Consider the following 18,341-nt stretch of genomic DNA (forward strand, 5'->3'; position numbering starts at 1 on the left):
AGGGGCGCCGACTTTTGCCGAGTCATTACCGACTGTCGCTCAACCGTTCGATGCGTGAGTGCGTCGAGTGCCCCAAGGGGGACGACGGGGGTGTTGGGTCACGTGCCGCCGCCTGCCCGCCTCCACGCAGCCACCTACCCTCGTACGTATGACAGCCCGCGCAGCACACCGCCCCGTGGGCACGGTCACGCGCGGGACCACGAACCCGAACCGGCTGCGCCGCATGGACCGCTGGATCGCGACCGCCCACGGCGCCGAACTGCGCCGCGCCGACGACCCCGTGGCCGTCGACCTCGGGTACGGGGCGGCGCCCTGGACGGCCGTCGAACTGCTCGCCCGGCTGCGGACCGTGGCTCCACGCGCGCGTGTCGTGGGCGTGGAGATCGAGCCGGCCCGGGTCGCGGCGGCGAAGCCGTACGAGCGCGACGGCCTGGTCTTCCGGCACGGCGGCTTCGAGATCCCCCTCCCCCGGCGGCCGCTGCTGATCCGCGCCGCCAACGTGCTGCGCCAGTACGACGAGTCGGAGGTCGCCGCGGTCTGGGAGCGGCTGTGCGCGCGGCTCGCGGACGGCGGTCTGCTCGTCGAGGGGACCTGTGACGAGATCGGGCGCCGGCACGTCTGGGTCGCCCTCGGTCCGGAGGGGCCGCGGACCGTCACCTTCGCGACCCGGCTGGGCTCGCTTGAGCGCCCGTCGGACCTCGCCGAGCGCCTCCCCAAGGCGCTCATCCACCGCAACGTGCCCGGCGAACCGGTGCACGCCTTCCTGCGCGACTTCGACCGCGCCTGGGCCGCCGCCGCGCCCTACGCCTCCTACGGCGCCCGCCAGCGCTGGATCCGCTCGGTGCGGGACCTGGCCGGCGACTGGCCGGTGACGGACGGGCCGGGGCGGTGGCGGCAGGGAGAAGTGACGGTGGCGTGGAGGGCGTTGGCGCCGGCGGACTGACCTGGCGGGAACGATCTCGGTGAGTCGTTCGTCACAAAGGCGGGGAGATCGAATACGGGAGCGAGAAGGGGGAAATCCGACTTCCGTACACCTCTGTCGATTTGCGCGCGACCGTGGCACGATCCCCGGGCGGCCGTAAGTTACTGACGGTAAATCAGATCTGGGGGCAGAGGTATGGGACCGGGCAAGCGCACCCTCCCGCTGACCGTGGGCAAGTGCAGTGCGTACGCGTGCGTGACCTTGGTCTGTGCGGTCACCGTGCTGGCCACCTCAGGCACCGCGTTCGCGAGCCCCACACCGGCCCCGTCGGCCTCCTCTTCCTCCTCGACCTCCGCGAGTTCCCCCACGGCCTCGACTCCCGCGCCGAACAAGGACCTTGAAGCCGTCCGCGAGAAGCTCGACACCCTCTACCACGACGCCGCGGTCGCCACCGACTCCTACAACGCGGCCGAGGAGAAGGCCCAGCAGCAGTCGGCCGCGATCGTCGATCTGGCGAACAAGATCGTGCAGGGCAAGAAGAAGCTGGACGAGTTGAAGGAGCGCGCGGGCGCCGCGGCCGCCGCCCAGTACCGCAACGGCGGACTGCCCGACGAGGCCCACCTGTTGCTCAGTGACAATCCGCAGCAGTTCCTCGACGGAGCCGGCCGGGTGCTGCAGGGCCAGCGCGCCACCAAGGGCCTGATCGCCGAAATGACCCGCACCCAGCAGGACTTGGAGCAGTACGCCGCGGACGCCTCCACCCAGTGGAAGCAGCTGGAGGCCAACCGCAAGGCGAAGGGCGCGGCCCGCAAGAAGATCAAGGCACGGATCGCGGCGGCCGAGAAGCTTGAGTCCAAGCTGGCGAAGGCGGAGAAGAAGCGCCTCGCCGAGCTGGAGGAGGAGGCCGCCTACCAGGCACAGACCTCCTGGCTCAGCTCCGGAATCCTCGACGAGATCAACGGCAAGGCGTCCGCGCAGGGCAAGAAGGCGGTCGCGTTCGCCACGGCACAGATGGGCAAGGCGTACGAATGGGGCGCCGAGGGCCCCAAGACGTACGACTGCTCGGGACTGACGTCCCAGGCTTGGCTGAACGCCGGGGACCCCATCCCGCGTACGTCACAGGAGCAGTGGAAGCAGCTCAAGCACATCGATGTGAAGGACATGCGGCCCGGCGACCTGATCATCTACTTCGACGACGCCAGCCATGTCGGGATGTACATAGGCGACGGCGCCATCGTGCACGCCCCTCGGCCGGGGCGGACGGTGACGGTCACGGGGGCGGGGTCGATGCCGATACTCGGGGTGGTGCGGCCGGACGCGTAGATCCGGGGCGGGCGAGGTGTGGGGCGGGTGGAGCGCGAGTCCTGGACGCCCCGCCGCCTGAGACCGCGGTCACGTGACCCACGGCACCCCCGCCCGCTCCCAAACCCCCCGCCGACGTGATGTTCGTCATCCCCCCAGGTGGGGCACCCTGTCCAACTGCGGTACAGAACGCGGCATATGACAGCGGCGGGTGTGCGGGCGACGTGGCCCACACCATTCCGTTCGCCCGCCGAATACCGCTATGGTCCCCGTCGGTGGATCGAGGTCCCTCGCCCCACCGCGCCCTCGGGGGGAGGGAAGGAACCCAAGACGATGCCCGTACCCATACCGCGGCAGAGAGCGATCCCGGCCGCGGAGAGTGGTCAGGCGCAGGCCGTGCTCACAGACGGCCCTTCCAAGGAAGAGACCCCGCGCAAGGAAGCCACGGTCGACAACAACGCCGCCACCCACCTGACGCTGCTGCTGATCGAGGACGACCCCGGCGGCGCCACGGTCGTGCCCGAACTCCAGGACGCGACCGGCCGCCCGTTCCGGGTCCGCAGCGCCCGCAACCTCACCGAGGCCGAGCGGCTGCTGACCGACGACGTCCACTGCATCCTGCTGGACCTCGCCCTGTCCGAACCCGGCCAGGGCGCGGACGACGACGAGCTCGCCGTACTGAGGCAGGTCCTGGAGCTCGCGCCCCGGCACGCCGTGCTCGCGCTCACCGCGTCCGGTGACGCCGAGCGCGGCGCCGAAGCCGTGCGCGTGGGCGCGCAGGACTATCTCTTCCGGGACGAGCTGGACGCCCGTCTGCTGAGCCGGGCGATCCGGTACGCCGTGGAGCGGAAACGTTCCGACACGGCCGAGCGCCGGCTCGCCGAGGGCCGCGTACGCGCCCAGGAGAACCGCCGGCTGGAACGAGGGCTCCTGCCGACGCCGCTCCTTGAGGGCTCGTCCCTGCGCTTCGCCGCCCGCTACCGCCCCGGCCGCTCGCGCGCGCTGCTCGGCGGTGACTTCTACGACGTCGTACGCACCCCCGACGGCACCGTGCACGCCATGATCGGCGACGTCTGCGGCCACGGCCCGGACGAGGCCGCGCTCGGCGTGGAACTGCGCATCGCCTGGCGCGCGCTGACCCTGGCGGGCCTGTGCGGCGACCAGCTGCTGGGCACCCTGCAACAGGTGCTGGAGCACGAGCGCTCCGACGACGAGATCTTCGCGACCCTCTGCACGGTCGACATCGCACCGGACGGCCACCGCGCGGGCCTCTGCCTGGCCGGCCACCCGTCCCCGCTGATCGCCCGCCCCGGCCGCCCCGCGAAACTGCTCCCCTACGACAACAACGGCCCCGCCCTCGGCCTCCTGCCCGGCGCCCGCTGGCCCCGGATGCAGGTCGAACTCGGCCGCGAGTGGAGCCTGATGCTCTACACCGACGGTTTGATCGAGGGCCGCATCGGCGCGGGCCGCGAACGGCTCGGCCAGGACGGCATGGTGGCGATGGTGCGCAGGCAACTCGCGGAGGGGCTGCGCGGAGAGGCGCTACTGCGGTCGTCGGTCAACGAGGTGCGGGAGCTGAACGGCGGCGAGCTGACGGACGACGTGGCCGTGCTGCTGCTGGACCGGGTGCCGTAGGCGGGGCGGGGTTCTGGGCCGTACGGGATTGGATGCCGTACGGCGTCCTGTCCCGTACGGCACCCAGGTGCTTACCGTCCGCCGTTGTACGGCCCGTACGGACCGTCGCTGCTCGAACCACCGCGCCGGCTGCGGCCGCCGCCGGACAGGCCGCGCAGCGCGGGGCGTACGTCGACCATGTACACGATCGTCGCGACGAGCCCGATGATGGGCAGGAACGACAGGATGTTGAAGATCAGGTTCACCACGAAGGCGAGCCCGAGGACGATCAGCCAGAAGACCTTGGTCTTCTTGTCGGCCGCGCGGTAGGCGTCCTCGCGGCGCGTGGCGGCGTCGATCAACGCGAAGCCGCTGAACAGGATCAGGGCCACACTCAGCAGCCACATGAACCCTGCGAACCCCTGCATCAGCACTACGTCCACCACCAGACTCGGCTTGTCTTTACGCCGCTCACCGTACCCGTTCCCACCGGCCCTCTACCCGAAGAACGGGCCGGGCTCTCATGGAGTGCCCGGCCCGGCTCGACTACGTGCCCTGCTCAGTGCTTGGTGCTCAACGGACTACTTGGCGGGCGGAGTCGTCTTCTTGGCCGTCGTCTTGCGGGCGGGAGCCTTCTTGGCGACGGGCTTCTTGGCGGTGGCAGCCGCGGGAGCGGCCTGGGCGGCGACCGGCTTGGTGGCGGCGGGCTTGGCGGTGGCGGGCTTGGCGGCCTCCGCCTTCTCCTCCTTGACCGGGACCGGCGTCGGCTCGGGCTCGACGGCGATCGCCAGTTCCTCGATCTCGTCGGCGGCCTCGCCGCGCCAGGTCTTCACGGCCTGCTCGCCGTGCTCGGCGACCTTCTCGTAGGCCTCACGGGCCTTGACGGCGTACTCGGCGGCGACGCCGACACCGCGCAGCGCGAAGTCCTGCGCGCTCTCGCCGAACTTCTTCAGGTCGGCGTCGAAGGTGGCGCCGAGCTTCTTGAAGTCGCCGTCGAGGGAGTTGATGAACTCGTTGACCTTGGACTGCAGGGTCTCCTGCGCCTCCTTGGCCTTGGCGGAAGCCTCCTTGGCACGGGCAGCGGCCTTCTCCTGCACGGCCTTCGGGTCCGCGGTGCCACGGGCGGCCTCGAAACGGGCCGGGGCCTCGGTGCGCAGCTGCTCCACCAGTCCGGGCACCTTCTTGGCCTGCTGAAGGGCCAGGTCGGCGGTGCCGGCGGCGAAGTACAGCGGCGTCGGGTCGCTGAGGGTCTTACGGAGATCGTCGGTGATGGCCATGGTGATGGTCCTCCCGGGTCGCTTTCAGCTGAGGGTTTTGGGTTCCCGCGTAACAGGAGCCCGGCCGATCGCTCGCTACGTGCTGGCTAGCCACTAACCACCAGCCACTGGATCAACCGGCCGACTGCTGCGGGTCGGCATCGCTGCCGCCGTCCGCACGGGTGCGGGTCGTACGGGCCTTACGGGTACGTCGCTCAGGGGCGTCGGCGGCCGGCTGAGCGGCTGCCGCGTCGTCATCGACGAGGTCAGCGCTCTGGACCGCGTCGACGGCCGGGACGACATCTACGATCTCGACCTCGTCCTTGTCGTTGAGGTCGACCTCGACGTCGGCGTCGCCCTCCGTCCCGATCCCGAACCCGTTCTCCTTGCGGAAGGACTCGTAGATCTGGAGCAGGACCTGCTTCTGCCGCTCGTTCAGCGTGGGATCGGCGATGATGACGGCACGCGTCTCCACCTCGTCCCGGTCCCGCTCGGCGTCGAGAATGCCGGCCCGGACGTACAGCGTCTCGGCGGAGATCCGCAGCGCCTTGGCGACCTGCTGCAGCACCTCCGCGCTCGGCTTGCGCAGCCCGCGCTCGATCTGACTCAGATACGGATTGGACACCCCGGCGGCATCGGCGAGCTGCCGCAGCGACAGCTGCGCGGTGCGCCGCTGGTCCCGCAGATACTCACCAAGATTGCCGACGTTGAGCGATGCCATGGCCCCACTGTGCATCACCCGCGCTAACTATTGCAAGCAGACGCTTGCAAAAGTGCGCCATGCCACTTGAACGGCCGTGGGTATCTGGACCTGGGTGACCGTTCCGTGCGTTCGCCCAGCGGTGGTTTTGCCGGAAGGGACCGCGGCGGTGCCGTACTGTCCCGTGAATCCGCGGCGAGCCGTTGGTGCTGGTGCTCTCGCGCTTGGCGGTCAGGATGGCTGGACCTGGTCGAAGAGGGCGAGGGCTTCGGCGGGGTCCGGGCTCACGAGGCGTTCCAGACCGGCCGTCGTGATCTTCGCCCACCTGCCGGCCCGCGCCCACATCTGCACCTCGAAGGCCCGGACGGCCTCGTCCAGATCTTCAGGGCCGGTGGCGATGGACTCGGCGAGCTCGGCGCCTTCCAGCATCGCGAGGTTCGCGCCCACCCCCAACGGGGGCATCAGATGGGCGGCGTCGCCCAGCAGCGTCACCCCGGGGACGTGGGTCCAGGTGTGGGACACGGGCAGGACGTAGAAGGGGCGGTGGACGAAAGCGGTGCCGTGGCGAAGGAGGTCGAGGACGGGAGCGGCCCAGCCGTCGAACAGAGCCAGCAGGCTCGATCGCACGGCCTCGACGTCGGCCAGGTCCAGGTTCGTGTGCCACTCCAGCGGCGCACGGAATTTGGTGTACACCTTCACGTGGCCACCGCTGTTGCGCTGGGCGACGAGGCTTCGGTTCACACCGTACACAGCCACTGAACCGTCGCCGATCAACCGGGCGAGGTCAGGGTGGCGGATGTCGACGTCGTCGAGGGAGGTCTCGACCGAGGTGACGCCGGTGTAGTGCGGCGTCACCGACGAGACGGCCGGGCGGACCCGGGACCAGGCGCCGTCCGCGCCGACCACGAGGTCGAACGTCTCTTGCCGTCCGTCCGCGAAATGGACCCGTACGCCGTCCCGGGCCCCCGGCACCACCTCCGTCACGCCCTGCCCCCACTGGATGTCGAGAGGACCGAGCAGCAGGTCACGGAGTTGTCCGCGGTCGATCTCGGGATTGGCCCGGTCGTCCGGACGGGGTTGCCAGTCGCGCAGCACGGTCCCGTCGGTGTCCAGGATGCGCATGGCCTGCCCCTCGGGCCGGGACAGTACCTCGAACTCCGCCCGTAGCCCCGCCTTGTCCAGCGCGAGCTGGCCCAGCCCTTCGTGCAGGTCCAGCGTGCCGCCCGGGGGGCGGGCGTCGGGGGCGGGATCGCGTTCGAGGACGGTGACGGGGTGGCCATGACGGTGCAGGACACGGGCGAAGGTAAGGCCGGCAGGGCCGCTCCCGACCACTGCGATGCGATGTCTCATGCCGATACACTGTATTGCTCGTATACGGTGCATCGCAACGGTACGGTGTGAGCATGACTGTCTGGGACCGGCCGGAGCCGCCGACTCGCCCCGTGCCGCTCGACCGGGAGCGGATTGTCGCCGCCGCCATCGCACTGGCCGACGAGGGCGGGCTGGAGGCGGTGTCCGTGCGCAAGGTCGCGGCCCGCCTGGACGCCGGCCCGATGCGGCTGTACGGATACATCTCCACCAAGGAGGAGCTGTTCGACCTCATGGTGGACGAGGTCCAGGCCGAGATTCTCCCCGAGGAGCAGCCCGGCGACGGGCGGGAGGCGCTGCGCATCCTCGCCCACCGCACCAGGCAGGCCGCTCTCCGTCACGAATGGCTGGCCGACCTGCTCGGCGGCCGCCCGGTCCTGGGCCCGAACGGCCTCGCCGTGGCCGAGGCCACGTTGGCCGCCCTCGACGGCCTCGCCGACATCGACACCGTCATGCGCGCCGTGGAGACCGTCAGCGCCTACTCCACCGGCGCGATCCGGCGCGAAATCGCGAACCTGCGGGCCGAGCGCGCCACGGGCCTGTCCAAGCACGACTGGCAGCGCGCCTCCGGCCCGCATCTGACGAGAATGCTGGCCACGGGCCGCTTCCCTGCGCTGACCAAGGCCGTGTACGACGGCACGGACGTGGACGCCGAGACATCCTTCGCAACCGGCCTGGACTGGGTCCTCGACGCCGTGGCCGCCAAACTGACCCGGCCACCGACGTGACGCTCGGCTCCTGCCGAATGTGAGCGAGGTCGGGGTCGGAATCCACGGGCCGTGCGGGGCTTGCGCCACCACCACTTCATGACACGGGCCAGCGACGGGGGATCGCGCCGGACTGCGTAACCACCCGGACGAGGGGTTTGGTCCCATTCGAGCTGCCCAGTCCCTGCAGGTCTGCAGAGTGGATACATGGGGCTGGGTGTGCTGGAGGGGGCGAAGCCGTCACACGCAGACGGCTTCGAGGTCGGCTGGCGGGACGACCAGGAGACCCTTCGCGGGCGCATCGCGGGCGACACCGTCGTCGGCCCCGACTCCTCGTTCCGTCTCCGATACCTGGAGCCGTACGCCGAGGCGGCCCGCACGTGGTTGCACGGTGAGGCCGAGGTCGTCGACACCACGTATCTGACGCCTGCCGAGGCCGCGTTGCAGATTGCGGAGGCCGTCAAGAATTGAGGTCCTCCGCTCTGGGGAGTGATGACGCATGCGACCGGATGACTGGTACCTCACCGAAGACGTCGACGACTTCCTCGCCCGCGCCGGAGACTTCCTGCGCTCGCACCCCGGCCTGCACGTCATGCAGCTGACCTGGGCGGAGAGGGTACGAAAGCGTGGGGCGGAGGCGTTCGCGGGCGCACCCCTCTTCGGCGTACTGGAGGAGGCGGGCGAGGTGCAGGCCACCTTCTACCGCCTCCCGCCCGGTTCGCTCGGCCCCTCCCCGCTCACGCCCGAGCAGGCCGACTCCCTCGCCGCCCGCCTGGCCGACCTCGGGCACTCCCTGCGCTCCGTCAGCTCGGGCCAGGACACGGCCACCGCTTTCGCCGAGGCATGGCAGCGGCACACCGGGGCGACGCCGACGATCCGTGCCACACAGGTTCGTCTGTACGGCCTCGGCACACTCACCCCGCCGGAGCCGCTGCCGGCCGGCCGGGCTCGCGTGCTGGGCGAGCAGGATCTGGACGAAGTCATGTACTGGTGCGGCGAGTTCGCGAGGGCCGTCGGCGAGGACGTCTCCATCAACGCCGACACCTGGGCCGACACCCGCTACGCCGACAAGCGCTACACCCTCTGGGAGACCCCGGACGGCACCCCCGTCTCCGTCGCGGGCATGAACCCGGTGATCGGCGGCCAGATCCAGGTGGACGTCGTCTACACCCCGGCCCACCTGCGCGGCCACGGCTACGCGGGCGCCGTGTCGGCCGAGGTGAGCCGGGCCGCGCTGGCCGCGGGCGCGAAAGATGTCGTCCTGTTCGCGGACGTCGCCAACCCGACCAGCAACGCCCTTTACCAGCGCCTCGGTTATCGCACGCTCACCGAATGGGCGGCGTACGACTTCTAGATCTACGACTTCTCGATCGGGGGCGTTTCAGGCTTCGCGTAGAGGATGTCGCGGGCCTGCTCCGCCGCACGCGTGAGGTTCTCGGAGACGAAGTCGAGGAAGCGGGCGATGTTTTCGAGGCGGACGGCGGCCGGGGTGCCCGGGCCGAGGACGGCGACGCCCTGCCGTGCGGTGCCGACGAGTTGGGCGGTGGACCGGGCGCTGGCCATCATCGAGTCGTACCAGACGTCGTCGTCGACGAAGTAGCGCTCGCGCCGCCGTTCGTCGCGTTCCCTGCGGACCAGGCCCTGGCTCTCCAGGAACGCGATCGCCTTGGAGATGGATGCCGGGCTGACCTGGAGGCGCTGGACGAGTTCGGACGCGGTGAGGCTGCCCGCGTCGGTGGTGTAGAGGCAGGTCATCACGCGGGCCGTCATCGGGTTGGACAGGCCCGACTGCATGAGGACGGTGGTGAACACCTCCTCGTACTCGCGCACCGCCTCCGCGTCCCGCCCGTGCGGCTGCGGGGGCGTCTGCGCGCTCCGGGGCGCGGCCGGCTTGCGGCGGTGGGCGCGGTGTTCGGTGGCGCGGTGGGCGAGGTCCGCGCGGTAGGCGGTGGGGCCGCCGTTGCGCATCACCTCGCGCGTGACCGTCGAGGTCGGCCGGTCGAGGCCCCTGGCGATCTCGGCGTAGGCAAGCCCGTCGGCCAGCCCCAGCGCGATCTGCTGACGCTCCTGCTGAGTGAGCCTGCCTCCCGGCATCACGGCCTCCTTCGTGCGTACATACGGTGCCGTGCGGTGCGACGGTGCCGCGAGCGTAGCGTTCGCTTTCATTTCATTGCAACGGATGGAGTGAGCGACGTTGCATTCGACTTCATTCCATTGCAATGAAATAGCAGCTTTAACCTGCAGAGATGCAAATCATGCGCAACAAGTTCGTTGCCAGACCAGTGAATGCAACGTAGCGTTTCTCTCATCGGAAACAAGGAATCCAAGGAGCGCACGATGCAGAAGTTCGACACCACCGCCCCGATCTCCGCCGTCCTCGACATCCCCGCGGGACTCATCCGGTTCATCGCCGCCGACCGGGCCGACACCACGGTCGAGGTCCTGCCCGCGGACCCCTCCAAGAGCCGTGACGTGAAGGCGGCGGAACAGATCACGGTCGCATACGACGATGGCGTGCTGCGGATCGAGGCCGCACCGGCGAAGAACCGGGTCCTCGGCTCGTCCGGATCCGCCGAGGTGACCGTCCAACTGCCCGCCGGCTCCCGTATGGAGGCGAAGGCGGCCAGCGCCGAGTTCCGGGGCGTCGGACGGCTCGGCGATGTCGTGTTCGAGAGCGCGCAGGGCACGGTCAAGCTGGACGAGGCCGCGAGCGCGCGCCTCACCCTCCTCGCCGGTGACATCTCGGTCGGCCGGCTGGGCGGTCCCGCGGAGATCAGCACGCAGAAGGGCGACCTCCACCTCGCCGAGGCCGTGCGCGGCACGGTCGTGCTGCGCACCGAGAAGGGCGAGATCTCGGTCGGCGCCGCCCGGGGCGTCTCCGCCTCCCTCGACGCGGGCACCAGCTACGGCCGGATCCACAACTCCCTCCAGAACGCCGACGGCGCCGGCGCCGGCCTGGAGATCCACGCGACCACCGCGTACGGCGACATCACCGCCCGCAGCCTCTGAGCAGGTGCGGTGAGGTGAGGTTGCCGGCCCGCATGGACGCGACGCACCCGGAAGAGGCCCGCCCTACGGCCCCTTCCGGGTGCGTCCGGCTCAGCCCTGGTCAGGCACCCCGGCCCGTCCCTGGACCGCCCGCCACCGCGGCGCCTCGTCGTCCGGGACGTCCGGGGAAGCGAAGTGGAAGGGCACACCGAGGTGTTGGGCCAGGGCGTGTCCCGCCTCGGCGGCTGCGGTGCCTGGCGAGGTCCCATCAGGGCGGTGGTACACGGTCGCCAAGTGCCCTTCCCCAGAAGGCCCGGACGGGTTGTTCAGGATCGCGACCAGGACCACGAACCAGTCGTGGACGGTGTCGCCGTCCCAAAGAGCCTCGATCGCGGCCACCCGCCCCGGGTGCGCGGCCGCACGCGCCGCCAGCGAGGCGACATCGAGCGGATCGGGCTGCGCACGCCGCACGCGGTCGCCGAGAAACTCGTAGCGACCATGCACCACCCGCTCCGCCTCGATCAGTCCCAACCCCAGTGGCCGCAACGCCTCCCACACGGCCTTGACCGCGAGCAGCCGGCGGTCGCACAGGACGTTCGCGTCGACCTCCTGGCGGGTCCGCTCCTCCAGGTAGGCCCACCAGCCGCTCACTGGCCGCTCCAGCCGCTCACCGGGCGCACCGACCGCTCACCGGGGCCGAACCACCTCGGCAGCTGCCCGAGCAGCTCCCCCTGGTCCTCGCCGGCCCACGCCACATGGCCGTCCGGCCTCAACAGCACGGCAGGCGCGTCGAGTTCCTCGCTCACGTCGACGACGTGGTCGACCCGGTCCGCCCAGCCCTCCACCGAGAGCTCGCCGGTCTGGTCGAGGAGCAGGCCGCGTCCCTCGTGCATGAGTGAGTAGAGGCGTCCGTGCTTCAACTCCACGTCCCGCATGCGCCGGCCGAGCAGTTCATGGCCCTCGCCGAGGTCGTAGCGGACGTCGACGGCGGTGATGATCCCGGTGATGTACCGGTTCACCTCCTCGAAGTCCATCAGCTTGGAGAACAGCTCGCGCAGCGCGGTCGGACCCGGTTCGGATCCCAACATGGTGATCTGCGCACGGGTGTTGTCCAGGACGCGGGCCGCCACCGGGTGCCGTTCGGTGTGGTAGCTGTCCAACAGCCCTTCCGGGGCCCAGCCGTTGACCTCGGCGGCCAGTTTCCAGCCGAGGTTGAAGGCGCCCTGGACACCGAGGTTGAGGCCCTGTCCGCCGGTCGGCGGGTGGATGTGCGCCGCGTCGCCGGCCAGCAGCACCCGGCCGACCCGGTAGCGCTCGGCCAGCCGGGTGGCGTCGCCGAACCGGGACAGCCACTGCGGTGAGTGCACGCCGAAGTCGGTGCCCCCGAACGCCCGCAACTGCTTCTTGAACTCGCCGAGGGTCGGCGGGTTCGCACGGTCCTCGGCCACCCCGTCGGCGGGCACGACGACGCGGTACGCCCCGTTCTCGACGGGCGCGAGGCCGTACCGCAGTTGGGTCTTGTGGACTTCCGCGACGACGGTGGTGATCGTCTCCGGATCCGCGGTCGCCTCCATCACCCCCAACAGCGTCTCGACCTTGGCGGGTTCACCGGGAAACCCGACACCGAGCAGCTTGCGCACGGCACTTCGGCCGCCGTCGCAGCCGACGAGGTAGCGCGAGCGGAGGTGCGTACCGTCCGCCAACTCGACAGTCGCACCGGCCGCTTCTGCATCCCCGTCCCCGTCCCCGTCCCCGGACTGGCTCAGCCCGACCACCTCACAGCCCCGCCGGATCTCCGCACCGAGTTCGAGGGCGCGTTCTTCGAGGAGCCGTTCGGTGAGCGGCTGAGGGGTGGCGACGCCGAACGGGTGCGCCGTGTCCAGGCGGTCCGGCCACGGCTTCACGATGCCGCCGAAGAGCCCGCCCGCCTGGAACTTCCTGCTGACCGCGAGGAACCGGTCGAGGAGGCCGCGCTGATCCATGATCTCGACGCTGCGCGCGTGCAGACCCTGCCCGCGGGACTCCCCGGTCCGCTCGGTCAGCTTCTCCAGCACGACCACCCGCACGCCGTGCAGCCGCAACTCACAGGCCAGCATCAAGCCCGTCGGTCCGCCACCGACCACGATCACGTCGATCATGAAATCCCCCTGCGTTCAACACGATTGCCCTTACGTCGAGGGCAGCGGACGATCATCGCAACTCAGCGATTTGCGCAGCGCGCCCACCTCACCGCCTGGCCCGACTCGCTCCGATCCACTCCTCCAGCACGCTGAAGTCCGCGTCGGTGAGCCCGCGCCGGTGGTCGACGCGGTGCAGCAGGGCCCGTTCGGGATGGTGGCCGGCGACCCAGGCCCGGTCCGCGTCGGTGATCTCGTCGTCGACCCAGACGAAGGGCCGCCCGGCCGCCCAGTCCACCAGGGGCCGCGTCTTCCAGTGCAGCGGCGCCGGGAACTCCTCCTCGTCCGGCCAGTCCACCAACGGCAGTTGGGGCAGACCGAGCCACGGCGCGAGGCAGACGTTCGCGTCATCCATCCAGGTCGTGGCCCACACCAACTCGCAGTCCAGCGCAGCCAGTCGAGCCCCGAGCGCCGGATCCACACGGCTCAGCAGTGGATGCGAGTCCCGCACCCCCGGCACCTCGAAGCGCGGCGCGTACGCCGGATAGGCCCCGGCCGCGCCGAACGGGAGCAACGTTCCGTCGACGTCGAGGAAGAGAAGCATCAATAACAGGATCGACCAGGAGGGGGGTCGGCGAAAGCGGTACGGCGACTATGGCGACCACGGCGGCAGACGGCACGTGTACCGCGGGGCGGATACGACGGACGGGCTGGGCTCCGGCCGATCAGCCCTCGGACCCTCGCCCGTCAGCTCCCGCTCTCTCCCCCTCCCCCTCTCGCCCGTCAGCCCTCGAATCCCCGCTCCGCCAAGATCTTCTCGACCCGAGCCCGATGCGCCGCCTCCCAGTCGTCCAGCGTCCCGTCGGCCTCCTTCGCCAGCTTGGCCAGGGCCGCGTCCAGCACCTCGGCCCGCCGTGCGGCCGGCACCGCCACCACGCCCTCCTCGTCGGCCACGATCACATCGCCGGCCTCGACCCGCACCCCACCGCAGGTCACCGGCTCGCCCAGCGGTGCTACGGCCGCCTTGGCGCCCGGGATCGGGATGACACCCCGCGCGAACACCGGGAACCGCGCCTCCCGCACCTCGGCGAGGTCGCGGATCAGCCCGTCCAGGACGAAGGCCGCGACGCCCCGGCGCTGGGCGATCGCGCAGACGTTGCCGCCGGCCAGCGCCCAGTCGAGGTCGCCGGACTCCACGACGATCACCGAGCCGGGCTCGGCGCGGTAGATGGCCGTGTGGAGCATCAGGTTGTCGCCGGGTGCGCAGCGCACGGTGTACGCGGGTCCGGCCACCCGCCCGACCGGCCCCCACAACGGCCGGATGCCGAAGTCCATGATCCGGTCGCGGTCGAGGAGTTCGCCGAGGGTGGTGGTGGGAATGCGCTGGAAACCGGTGGCGTCAGTCATGCACCGGACGCTACCGTCCCTCCCATGACTGCCGGGTCGGCCTTGAGCCGTGAGCGAGTCGGGTACCCGGCCTCTGAGTGAGGCCGGGGCGGGTCAGAGGCCCGCCGTCTCTTTCTCTTCGCGTTCCGCATCACCGGAACACCAACGGAACACACCGGAGCACCTCCGGAATCCAGCGACAGAGAAAGAGAAGAGAGAGAAGACTTGCCCGACGCCAACAGCGAATCCAATGCCGTCGCCACCTCCAACGGTGTCAACGACTTCAACAAGCAGGTCATCGACGAGTTCCGCGCCAACCGCGGCCGTGTCGGCGGCTACTTCGAGGGCGCCCGCCTGCTCCTGCTGACCACCACCGGCGCCCGCACCGGCACCCGCCGCACCACCCCCGTCGGCTACCTCCCCGACGGCGGCGAACGCGTCCTGGTCATCGCCTCGGCCGGCGGCTCACCCCGGCACCCGGACTGGTACCGCAACCTCCTCGCCGACCCCCAAGTCACCGTCGAGAGCGGGGTGTTCACGTACGAGGCGCAAGCCGTCGTACTGGACGGCGAGGAACGGGACCGCGCCTGGGCGCGAGCGGTGGAGGCCGACCCGGGCTGGGCGGCGTACCAGAAGAAGACCGATCGCCTGATCCCGGTGGTCGCCCTCTACAACACCACGCAGTCCGGCCCGGGGAACATCAACGCGTCCCCGATCGGCGAGGCGATCAAGGTGGTCCACGACGCCTTCCGCCGCGAACTCGCCCTGATCCGCGAGGAGATGAGCAAGGCCGACGGCGGGGGCGCCCTCGGCGCCCAACTACGCGTCAACTGCCTGACCTTCTGCCAGGGCCTGCACAACCACCACACCGGCGAGGACCAGGCCCTCTTCCCGTTCGTGGCCGACCGCCACCCCGAGACGGCGCCGGCCATCGCGCGACTGCGCGAGGAACACGAGCAGATCGCCACGCTCGTAGAGGAGTTGCGCCGAACCCTTGCCGCCGAGACCGGGGCCCCGGGCACGGCGCGCGCCGAGGTGGAGCGACTGACGCTCGCGCTCGAAGCCCACCTGGATTACGAGGAAGGGGAGTTGATCCCGATCCTCGACGGTTCGGCAGCCTGAACCACCGGGCGGCCGTTGCAATCCTGCCCCTTCCTGAGAACGGTGTCCCGTCCTCAGAACGGCAACGGCCGCCCGTGCACCACCTCCAGCCGCGACACCGCCCGGGTCAGCACGACATACAGCCGGTGCAACCCCCGCGCCTCCGCCTCCGCGATCGCCGCCGGCTCGACGGCGACGACATGGTCGTACTCCAACCCCTTGACGAGAGAAGCCGGTACGACGGTCACCCGGGCCCGCAGCTCATCCATCCCACCCACCCCGACCCCGGCCGCACCGAGCGCACCCCGCACCCACTCCACGTCCGCATCCGCGGCGACGACCCCGACCGACCCTTCCCGCCCAAGCGCATCGCGTACGGCGGTCACGACCACCCCCGCCACATCTCCGCCGTCCCCGACCTCGCGCACCCTCAACTCCCCGTCCCGGCGAAGGGACTTGCCCGGCGCCACGTCGACGTCGAGCCGGGTCAGCAGCCGGTTGGCCAGGGTGACGACGGCTTCGGGCACGCGGAAGCCGATGGTCAGCGGTACGACGGCCGCGTCAGGCTTGCCCAGGTGCCGCAGGGAGGTGTCCCAGGAGCGCGCCGCCCAGGGCGTGGTGCCCTGCGCCAGGTCGCCGAGGACGGTGAGCGAACCGAAGGACGCGCGCCGTGCGATGGCCCGGCACTCCATCGGGGAGAGGTCCTGCGCCTCGTCGACGACGATATGGCCGTATCCCTCGGGGTGTTCGACGAGCCCGGCCACCTCGTCGAGCAGGACGAGATCGGCGGCCGACCAGCGCGCCGACTTCCACGACCGCGGTGGCCGCTCCCACAGCACGGCCTCCTGCTCGTCGGCATCCAGCAACCCGTCGGCCGCCACGCTCAACACCTCCTGCTCGCCGAGAAGTTGGGCGACGACCTCCTCGGGCCGCACCCGAGGCCACACGGCATCGACGTACGCGGAGACCGCCCGCGCCCGCGAGATCTTCTGCACCCACGCACCCGACCGCGGCCCGCTCCGCCGCTCGGCCTGCAACTGCACACTCCGCACGACCCGCGACCGCACCCGCTCCCGCCCGATCCCGTAAGGCGGTTCCTCGGCCCGCACCCCTTCGACGATCCGCGCGAGTTCACCGGCGCCCACCCGCCACTGATACGAACCGTCCGGAATGGCAAGGGAGTTGACCACATCTCCGGAGACATGGGCGTACAGCGTGCGGCGCAGCACCTCCGCCATCCGGGCATCGTGCTTGACGACGGCGGCCCGCTCGCTGTCGGTCCCCCGCACAGGATGGCGGGCGATCTCCTCCCCCAGGGTCGACTGGCGTACGCCGGTCTCGCCGAGGGCCGGGAGCACCTCGGAGATGTAGGAGAGGAAGGTGCGGTTGGGGCCGAGGATGAGGAGGCCGGCGCGGCGGATGCGCTGGGCGTGGGTGTAGAGGAGATAGGCGGCCCGGTGGAGCCCGACGGCGGTCTTGCCGGTGCCGGGGGCGCCCTGCACGCACACCGACAACCCGATGTCCCCGCGTACGAGATCGTCCTGTTCGGGCTGGATGGTCGCGGCGATGTCCCGCATGGGCCCGACGCGGGGCCGTTCGATCTCGCGGGCGAGCATGTGTCCGGTACCCGACTCTCCCCGCCCCAGCCGCTCGTCCTCCATCCCGGTGAGGTCGACCGAGTCACCCTTGCTCCCCGGCGCCCATCCGAAACGCCGCCGCACCTCGACGCCCTGCGGATCGCGGGCGCTCGACTGGTAGAAGGCACGGGAGACGGGGGCGCGCCAGTCGACGACGAGGGGTGGGGCGGCGGGGTGTTCGGAGATGCGCAGTCGGCCGATGTAGTAACGCTGGCCGATGTGATGCCGCTGCCGGGCTGCATCAGTGCTGTGGGCATCAGCGCCGTGGGCGAAGTCCAACCGTCCGAAGAACAACGGCCCTTGCGGAAGTTCCCCCAACTCCTTGGCCTTGCTGCGCAGCTGATAGCCGAGCACCTCGGCATCGGCACCGGAGGCGGAGACGTCCTCGCCGGTGACGACGTGTTCCTGGGCGCCGGCGACCATGGCGTCGAAGGCGGTACGGCAGCGGTCGTGGTGGGCGCGTTCGCGGTGGAGGGATTCTTTGAGGGCGGAGTGAGCGGCTCGGGCGGGGTCGGTGGGGTGGGCTGACGTCATGGGACGACCGTACCCAAAAAAACGTAACCGAGTTATAAATTTTACCCAGTCTCAGTCTCGGTCTCATCCTGGCTGAAGTGCGGCAACCCGGCCGCGAGCAGCCCGAACGCCCGCTCCGCCGCGGCAACCGCATCCGCCCGCACGTCCTCCACGCGCTCCCCGTCGGCGATCCGCCGCCAGTTCTCCATCGCGAGAATCCGCCGCACGGCAACGATCTGCCCAGCCGCAAGCCGCGCGTCCAGCCCGCCGCCGAGCGCCTCGGCGAGCGTGTCCTCCGCCTGCTCCTGGTAGCCGTACACGCGGGCGACCAGGGCGGGAGTCCCGTAGAGGAGGGAGTGAAATGCGAGCACGTTCGGATGCTCATTCAGCCCGGTGACGGGGTCGCACCGCGCGAGCCCGTCGAGAAAGTGCCGCCGCAACGCGCGGATCGGCACGTCCTCCGCCTCGACGACCACCCGCGCGGCCTCGTCCTGATGATCGGCGATCCGGTGCAGGACGAGGTCTTCCTTCGCCGGGAAGTAGCGGAACAACGTCGGTTTCGAGATCCCGGCCGCGGCGGCGACCTCGGCGACGGAGACGGCGTCGAAGCCCTTCTCCATGAACATGCGGATGGCGATGTCGGAGACGTCTTGGTACATCCGCTGTTTTTTGCGTTCGCGGAGGCCGGGGGTGGTCATGGGTGGGAGCCTAACCAGCCGTCCGATCCTGC

Annotated in this window: 18 protein-coding genes and 1 pseudogene; 8 read left to right on the plus strand and 11 right to left on the minus strand. The window is 70.5% G+C overall.

The genetic code is table 11. The features are described 5' to 3' along the window. Positions 1–148: 148 nt before the first annotated feature. The 3 genes from M2283_RS28980 (at position 149) to M2283_RS28990 (ending at position 3,859) form a co-directional block, all read left to right on the plus strand. Positions 149–943 (plus strand): class I SAM-dependent methyltransferase, encoded by a 795-nt coding sequence (locus M2283_RS28980; protein ID WP_280879357.1) that lies wholly within the window; start codon positions 149–151, stop codon positions 941–943. A gap of 174 nt (positions 944–1,117) precedes the next feature. Continuing rightward, on the plus strand, positions 1,118–2,245 hold the full coding sequence (locus M2283_RS28985; protein WP_280879358.1) for a C40 family peptidase: 1,128 nt from the start codon (positions 1,118–1,120) through the stop codon (positions 2,243–2,245). 312 nt (positions 2,246–2,557) lie between these two features. Continuing rightward, complete coding sequence (locus tag M2283_RS28990; RefSeq protein WP_280879359.1) at positions 2,558–3,859, plus strand: PP2C family protein-serine/threonine phosphatase; 1,302 nt, start codon at positions 2,558–2,560, stop codon at positions 3,857–3,859. Between the two features lie 71 nt (positions 3,860–3,930). On the opposite strand, the gene M2283_RS28995 is transcribed toward M2283_RS28990, so the two are convergent. The 4 genes from M2283_RS28995 to M2283_RS29010 all read right to left on the minus strand — a co-directional run bounded on the left by M2283_RS28995 (position 3,931) and on the right by M2283_RS29010 (position 7,144). Then, positions 3,931–4,266 (minus strand): DUF2516 family protein, encoded by a 336-nt coding sequence (locus M2283_RS28995; protein ID WP_280879360.1) that lies wholly within the window; start codon positions 4,264–4,266, stop codon positions 3,931–3,933. Between the two features lie 153 nt (positions 4,267–4,419). Continuing rightward, on the minus strand, positions 4,420–5,115 hold the full coding sequence (locus M2283_RS29000; protein ID WP_280879361.1) for a hypothetical protein: 696 nt from the start codon (positions 5,113–5,115) through the stop codon (positions 4,420–4,422). A 112-nt stretch (positions 5,116–5,227) separates the two neighbouring features. After that, positions 5,228–5,815, minus strand: coding sequence for a helix-turn-helix domain-containing protein (locus M2283_RS29005; protein WP_280879362.1), 588 nt, complete (start codon positions 5,813–5,815; stop codon positions 5,228–5,230). A 210-nt stretch (positions 5,816–6,025) separates the two neighbouring features. Continuing rightward, on the minus strand, positions 6,026–7,144 hold the full coding sequence (locus M2283_RS29010; RefSeq protein WP_280879363.1) for an FAD-dependent oxidoreductase: 1,119 nt from the start codon (positions 7,142–7,144) through the stop codon (positions 6,026–6,028). 53 nt (positions 7,145–7,197) lie between these two features. Between M2283_RS29010 and M2283_RS29015 the strand changes: the two genes are divergently transcribed. The 3 genes and pseudogenes from M2283_RS29015 (at position 7,198) to M2283_RS29025 (ending at position 9,223) form a co-directional block, all read left to right on the plus strand. After that, the gene (locus M2283_RS29015) at positions 7,198–7,890 is read left to right on the plus strand and encodes a TetR/AcrR family transcriptional regulator (RefSeq protein ID WP_280879364.1); all 693 of its coding nucleotides are present in this window, start codon (positions 7,198–7,200) and stop codon (positions 7,888–7,890) included. Positions 7,891–8,145: 255 nt separating this feature from the next. After that, positions 8,146–8,340 (plus strand): annotated as a pseudogene (locus M2283_RS29020) (ATP-binding protein); the annotation flags it as partial. A 28-nt stretch (positions 8,341–8,368) separates the two neighbouring features. Beyond that, positions 8,369–9,223: a GNAT family N-acetyltransferase gene (locus M2283_RS29025; RefSeq protein ID WP_280879365.1), complete on the plus strand. Its 855-nt coding sequence runs from the start codon at positions 8,369–8,371 to the stop codon at positions 9,221–9,223. Positions 9,224–9,225: 2 nt separating this feature from the next. On the opposite strand, the gene M2283_RS29030 is transcribed toward M2283_RS29025, so the two are convergent. Continuing rightward, on the minus strand, positions 9,226–9,963 hold the full coding sequence (locus M2283_RS29030; protein WP_280879366.1) for a helix-turn-helix domain-containing protein: 738 nt from the start codon (positions 9,961–9,963) through the stop codon (positions 9,226–9,228). Between the two features lie 243 nt (positions 9,964–10,206). Here M2283_RS29030 and M2283_RS29035 point away from each other — a divergent pair, with 243 nt between their 5' ends. After that, entirely contained in the window at positions 10,207–10,878 is a 672-nt protein-coding gene (locus M2283_RS29035; protein ID WP_280879367.1) for a DUF4097 family beta strand repeat-containing protein, read from the plus strand. Between the two features lie 90 nt (positions 10,879–10,968). On the opposite strand, the gene M2283_RS29040 is transcribed toward M2283_RS29035, so the two are convergent. The 4 genes from M2283_RS29040 to M2283_RS29055 all read right to left on the minus strand — a co-directional run bounded on the left by M2283_RS29040 (position 10,969) and on the right by M2283_RS29055 (position 14,381). Further along, positions 10,969–11,508 carry a hypothetical protein gene (locus M2283_RS29040; RefSeq protein WP_280879368.1) on the minus strand — a complete coding sequence of 180 codons (540 nt, stop codon included), beginning with the start codon at positions 11,506–11,508 and terminating at the stop codon, positions 10,969–10,971. After that, positions 11,505–12,995, minus strand: a complete 1,491-nt coding sequence (gene rox / locus M2283_RS29045; protein ID WP_280879369.1) for a rifampin monooxygenase — start codon at positions 12,993–12,995, stop codon at positions 11,505–11,507. The genes M2283_RS29040 and rox overlap by 4 nt, the downstream gene beginning before the upstream one ends. 88 nt (positions 12,996–13,083) lie before the next feature. Then, entirely contained in the window at positions 13,084–13,578 is a 495-nt protein-coding gene (locus M2283_RS29050) for an HAD domain-containing protein (RefSeq protein WP_280879370.1), read from the minus strand. A 179-nt stretch (positions 13,579–13,757) separates the two neighbouring features. Next, a complete protein-coding gene (locus M2283_RS29055) occupies positions 13,758–14,381 on the minus strand; it encodes an RraA family protein (RefSeq protein WP_280879371.1) in 624 nt (207 codons plus the stop codon). 204 nt (positions 14,382–14,585) lie between these two features. Here M2283_RS29055 and M2283_RS29060 point away from each other — a divergent pair, with 204 nt between their 5' ends. Further along, positions 14,586–15,482 (plus strand): nitroreductase/quinone reductase family protein, encoded by an 897-nt coding sequence (locus tag M2283_RS29060; protein ID WP_280879372.1) that lies wholly within the window; start codon positions 14,586–14,588, stop codon positions 15,480–15,482. 53 nt (positions 15,483–15,535) lie between these two features. Here the strand turns inward: M2283_RS29060 and M2283_RS29065 are convergent, their stop codons facing one another. Beyond that, on the minus strand, positions 15,536–17,632 hold the full coding sequence (locus tag M2283_RS29065; protein ID WP_280879373.1) for a HelD family protein: 2,097 nt from the start codon (positions 17,630–17,632) through the stop codon (positions 15,536–15,538). Positions 17,633–17,673: 41 nt separating this feature from the next. Continuing rightward, complete coding sequence (locus tag M2283_RS29070) at positions 17,674–18,309, minus strand: TetR family transcriptional regulator (protein ID WP_280879374.1); 636 nt, start codon at positions 18,307–18,309, stop codon at positions 17,674–17,676. Positions 18,310–18,341: the final 32 nt, after the last annotated feature.

The organism is Streptomyces pseudovenezuelae, assembly GCF_029892565.1.
In the GTDB taxonomy this organism is placed as follows: domain Bacteria; phylum Actinomycetota; class Actinomycetes; order Streptomycetales; family Streptomycetaceae; genus Streptomyces; species Streptomyces pseudovenezuelae_A.

Bases quoted from the DNA above. Each gene is read 5' to 3' on its own strand.
- M2283_RS28995 (WP_280879360.1), bottom strand. From the start codon at position 4,266: ATGCAGGGGTTCGCAGGGTTCATGTGGCTGCTGAGTGTGGCCCTGATC.
- M2283_RS29070 (WP_280879374.1), bottom strand. From the start codon at position 18,309: ATGACCACCCCCGGCCTCCGCGAACGCAAAAAACAGCGGATGTACCAA.
- M2283_RS28985 (WP_280879358.1), top strand. From the start codon at position 1,118: ATGGGACCGGGCAAGCGCACCCTCCCGCTGACCGTGGGCAAGTGCAGT.
- M2283_RS28990 (WP_280879359.1), top strand. From the start codon at position 2,558: ATGCCCGTACCCATACCGCGGCAGAGAGCGATCCCGGCCGCGGAGAGT.
- M2283_RS29005 (WP_280879362.1), bottom strand. From the start codon at position 5,815: ATGGCATCGCTCAACGTCGGCAATCTTGGTGAGTATCTGCGGGACCAG.
- M2283_RS29055 (WP_280879371.1), bottom strand. From the start codon at position 14,381: ATGACTGACGCCACCGGTTTCCAGCGCATTCCCACCACCACCCTCGGC.
- M2283_RS29000 (WP_280879361.1), bottom strand. From the start codon at position 5,115: ATGGCCATCACCGACGATCTCCGTAAGACCCTCAGCGACCCGACGCCG.
- M2283_RS29010 (WP_280879363.1), bottom strand. From the start codon at position 7,144: ATGAGACATCGCATCGCAGTGGTCGGGAGCGGCCCTGCCGGCCTTACC.
- M2283_RS28980 (WP_280879357.1), top strand. From the start codon at position 149: ATGACAGCCCGCGCAGCACACCGCCCCGTGGGCACGGTCACGCGCGGG.
- M2283_RS29015 (WP_280879364.1), top strand. From the start codon at position 7,198: ATGACTGTCTGGGACCGGCCGGAGCCGCCGACTCGCCCCGTGCCGCTC.
- M2283_RS29065 (WP_280879373.1), bottom strand. From the start codon at position 17,632: ATGACGTCAGCCCACCCCACCGACCCCGCCCGAGCCGCTCACTCCGCC.
- M2283_RS29030 (WP_280879366.1), bottom strand. From the start codon at position 9,963: ATGCCGGGAGGCAGGCTCACTCAGCAGGAGCGTCAGCAGATCGCGCTG.
- M2283_RS29050 (WP_280879370.1), bottom strand. From the start codon at position 13,578: ATGCTTCTCTTCCTCGACGTCGACGGAACGTTGCTCCCGTTCGGCGCG.
- M2283_RS29025 (WP_280879365.1), top strand. From the start codon at position 8,369: ATGCGACCGGATGACTGGTACCTCACCGAAGACGTCGACGACTTCCTC.
- rox (WP_280879369.1), bottom strand. From the start codon at position 12,995: ATGATCGACGTGATCGTGGTCGGTGGCGGACCGACGGGCTTGATGCTG.
- M2283_RS29035 (WP_280879367.1), top strand. From the start codon at position 10,207: ATGCAGAAGTTCGACACCACCGCCCCGATCTCCGCCGTCCTCGACATC.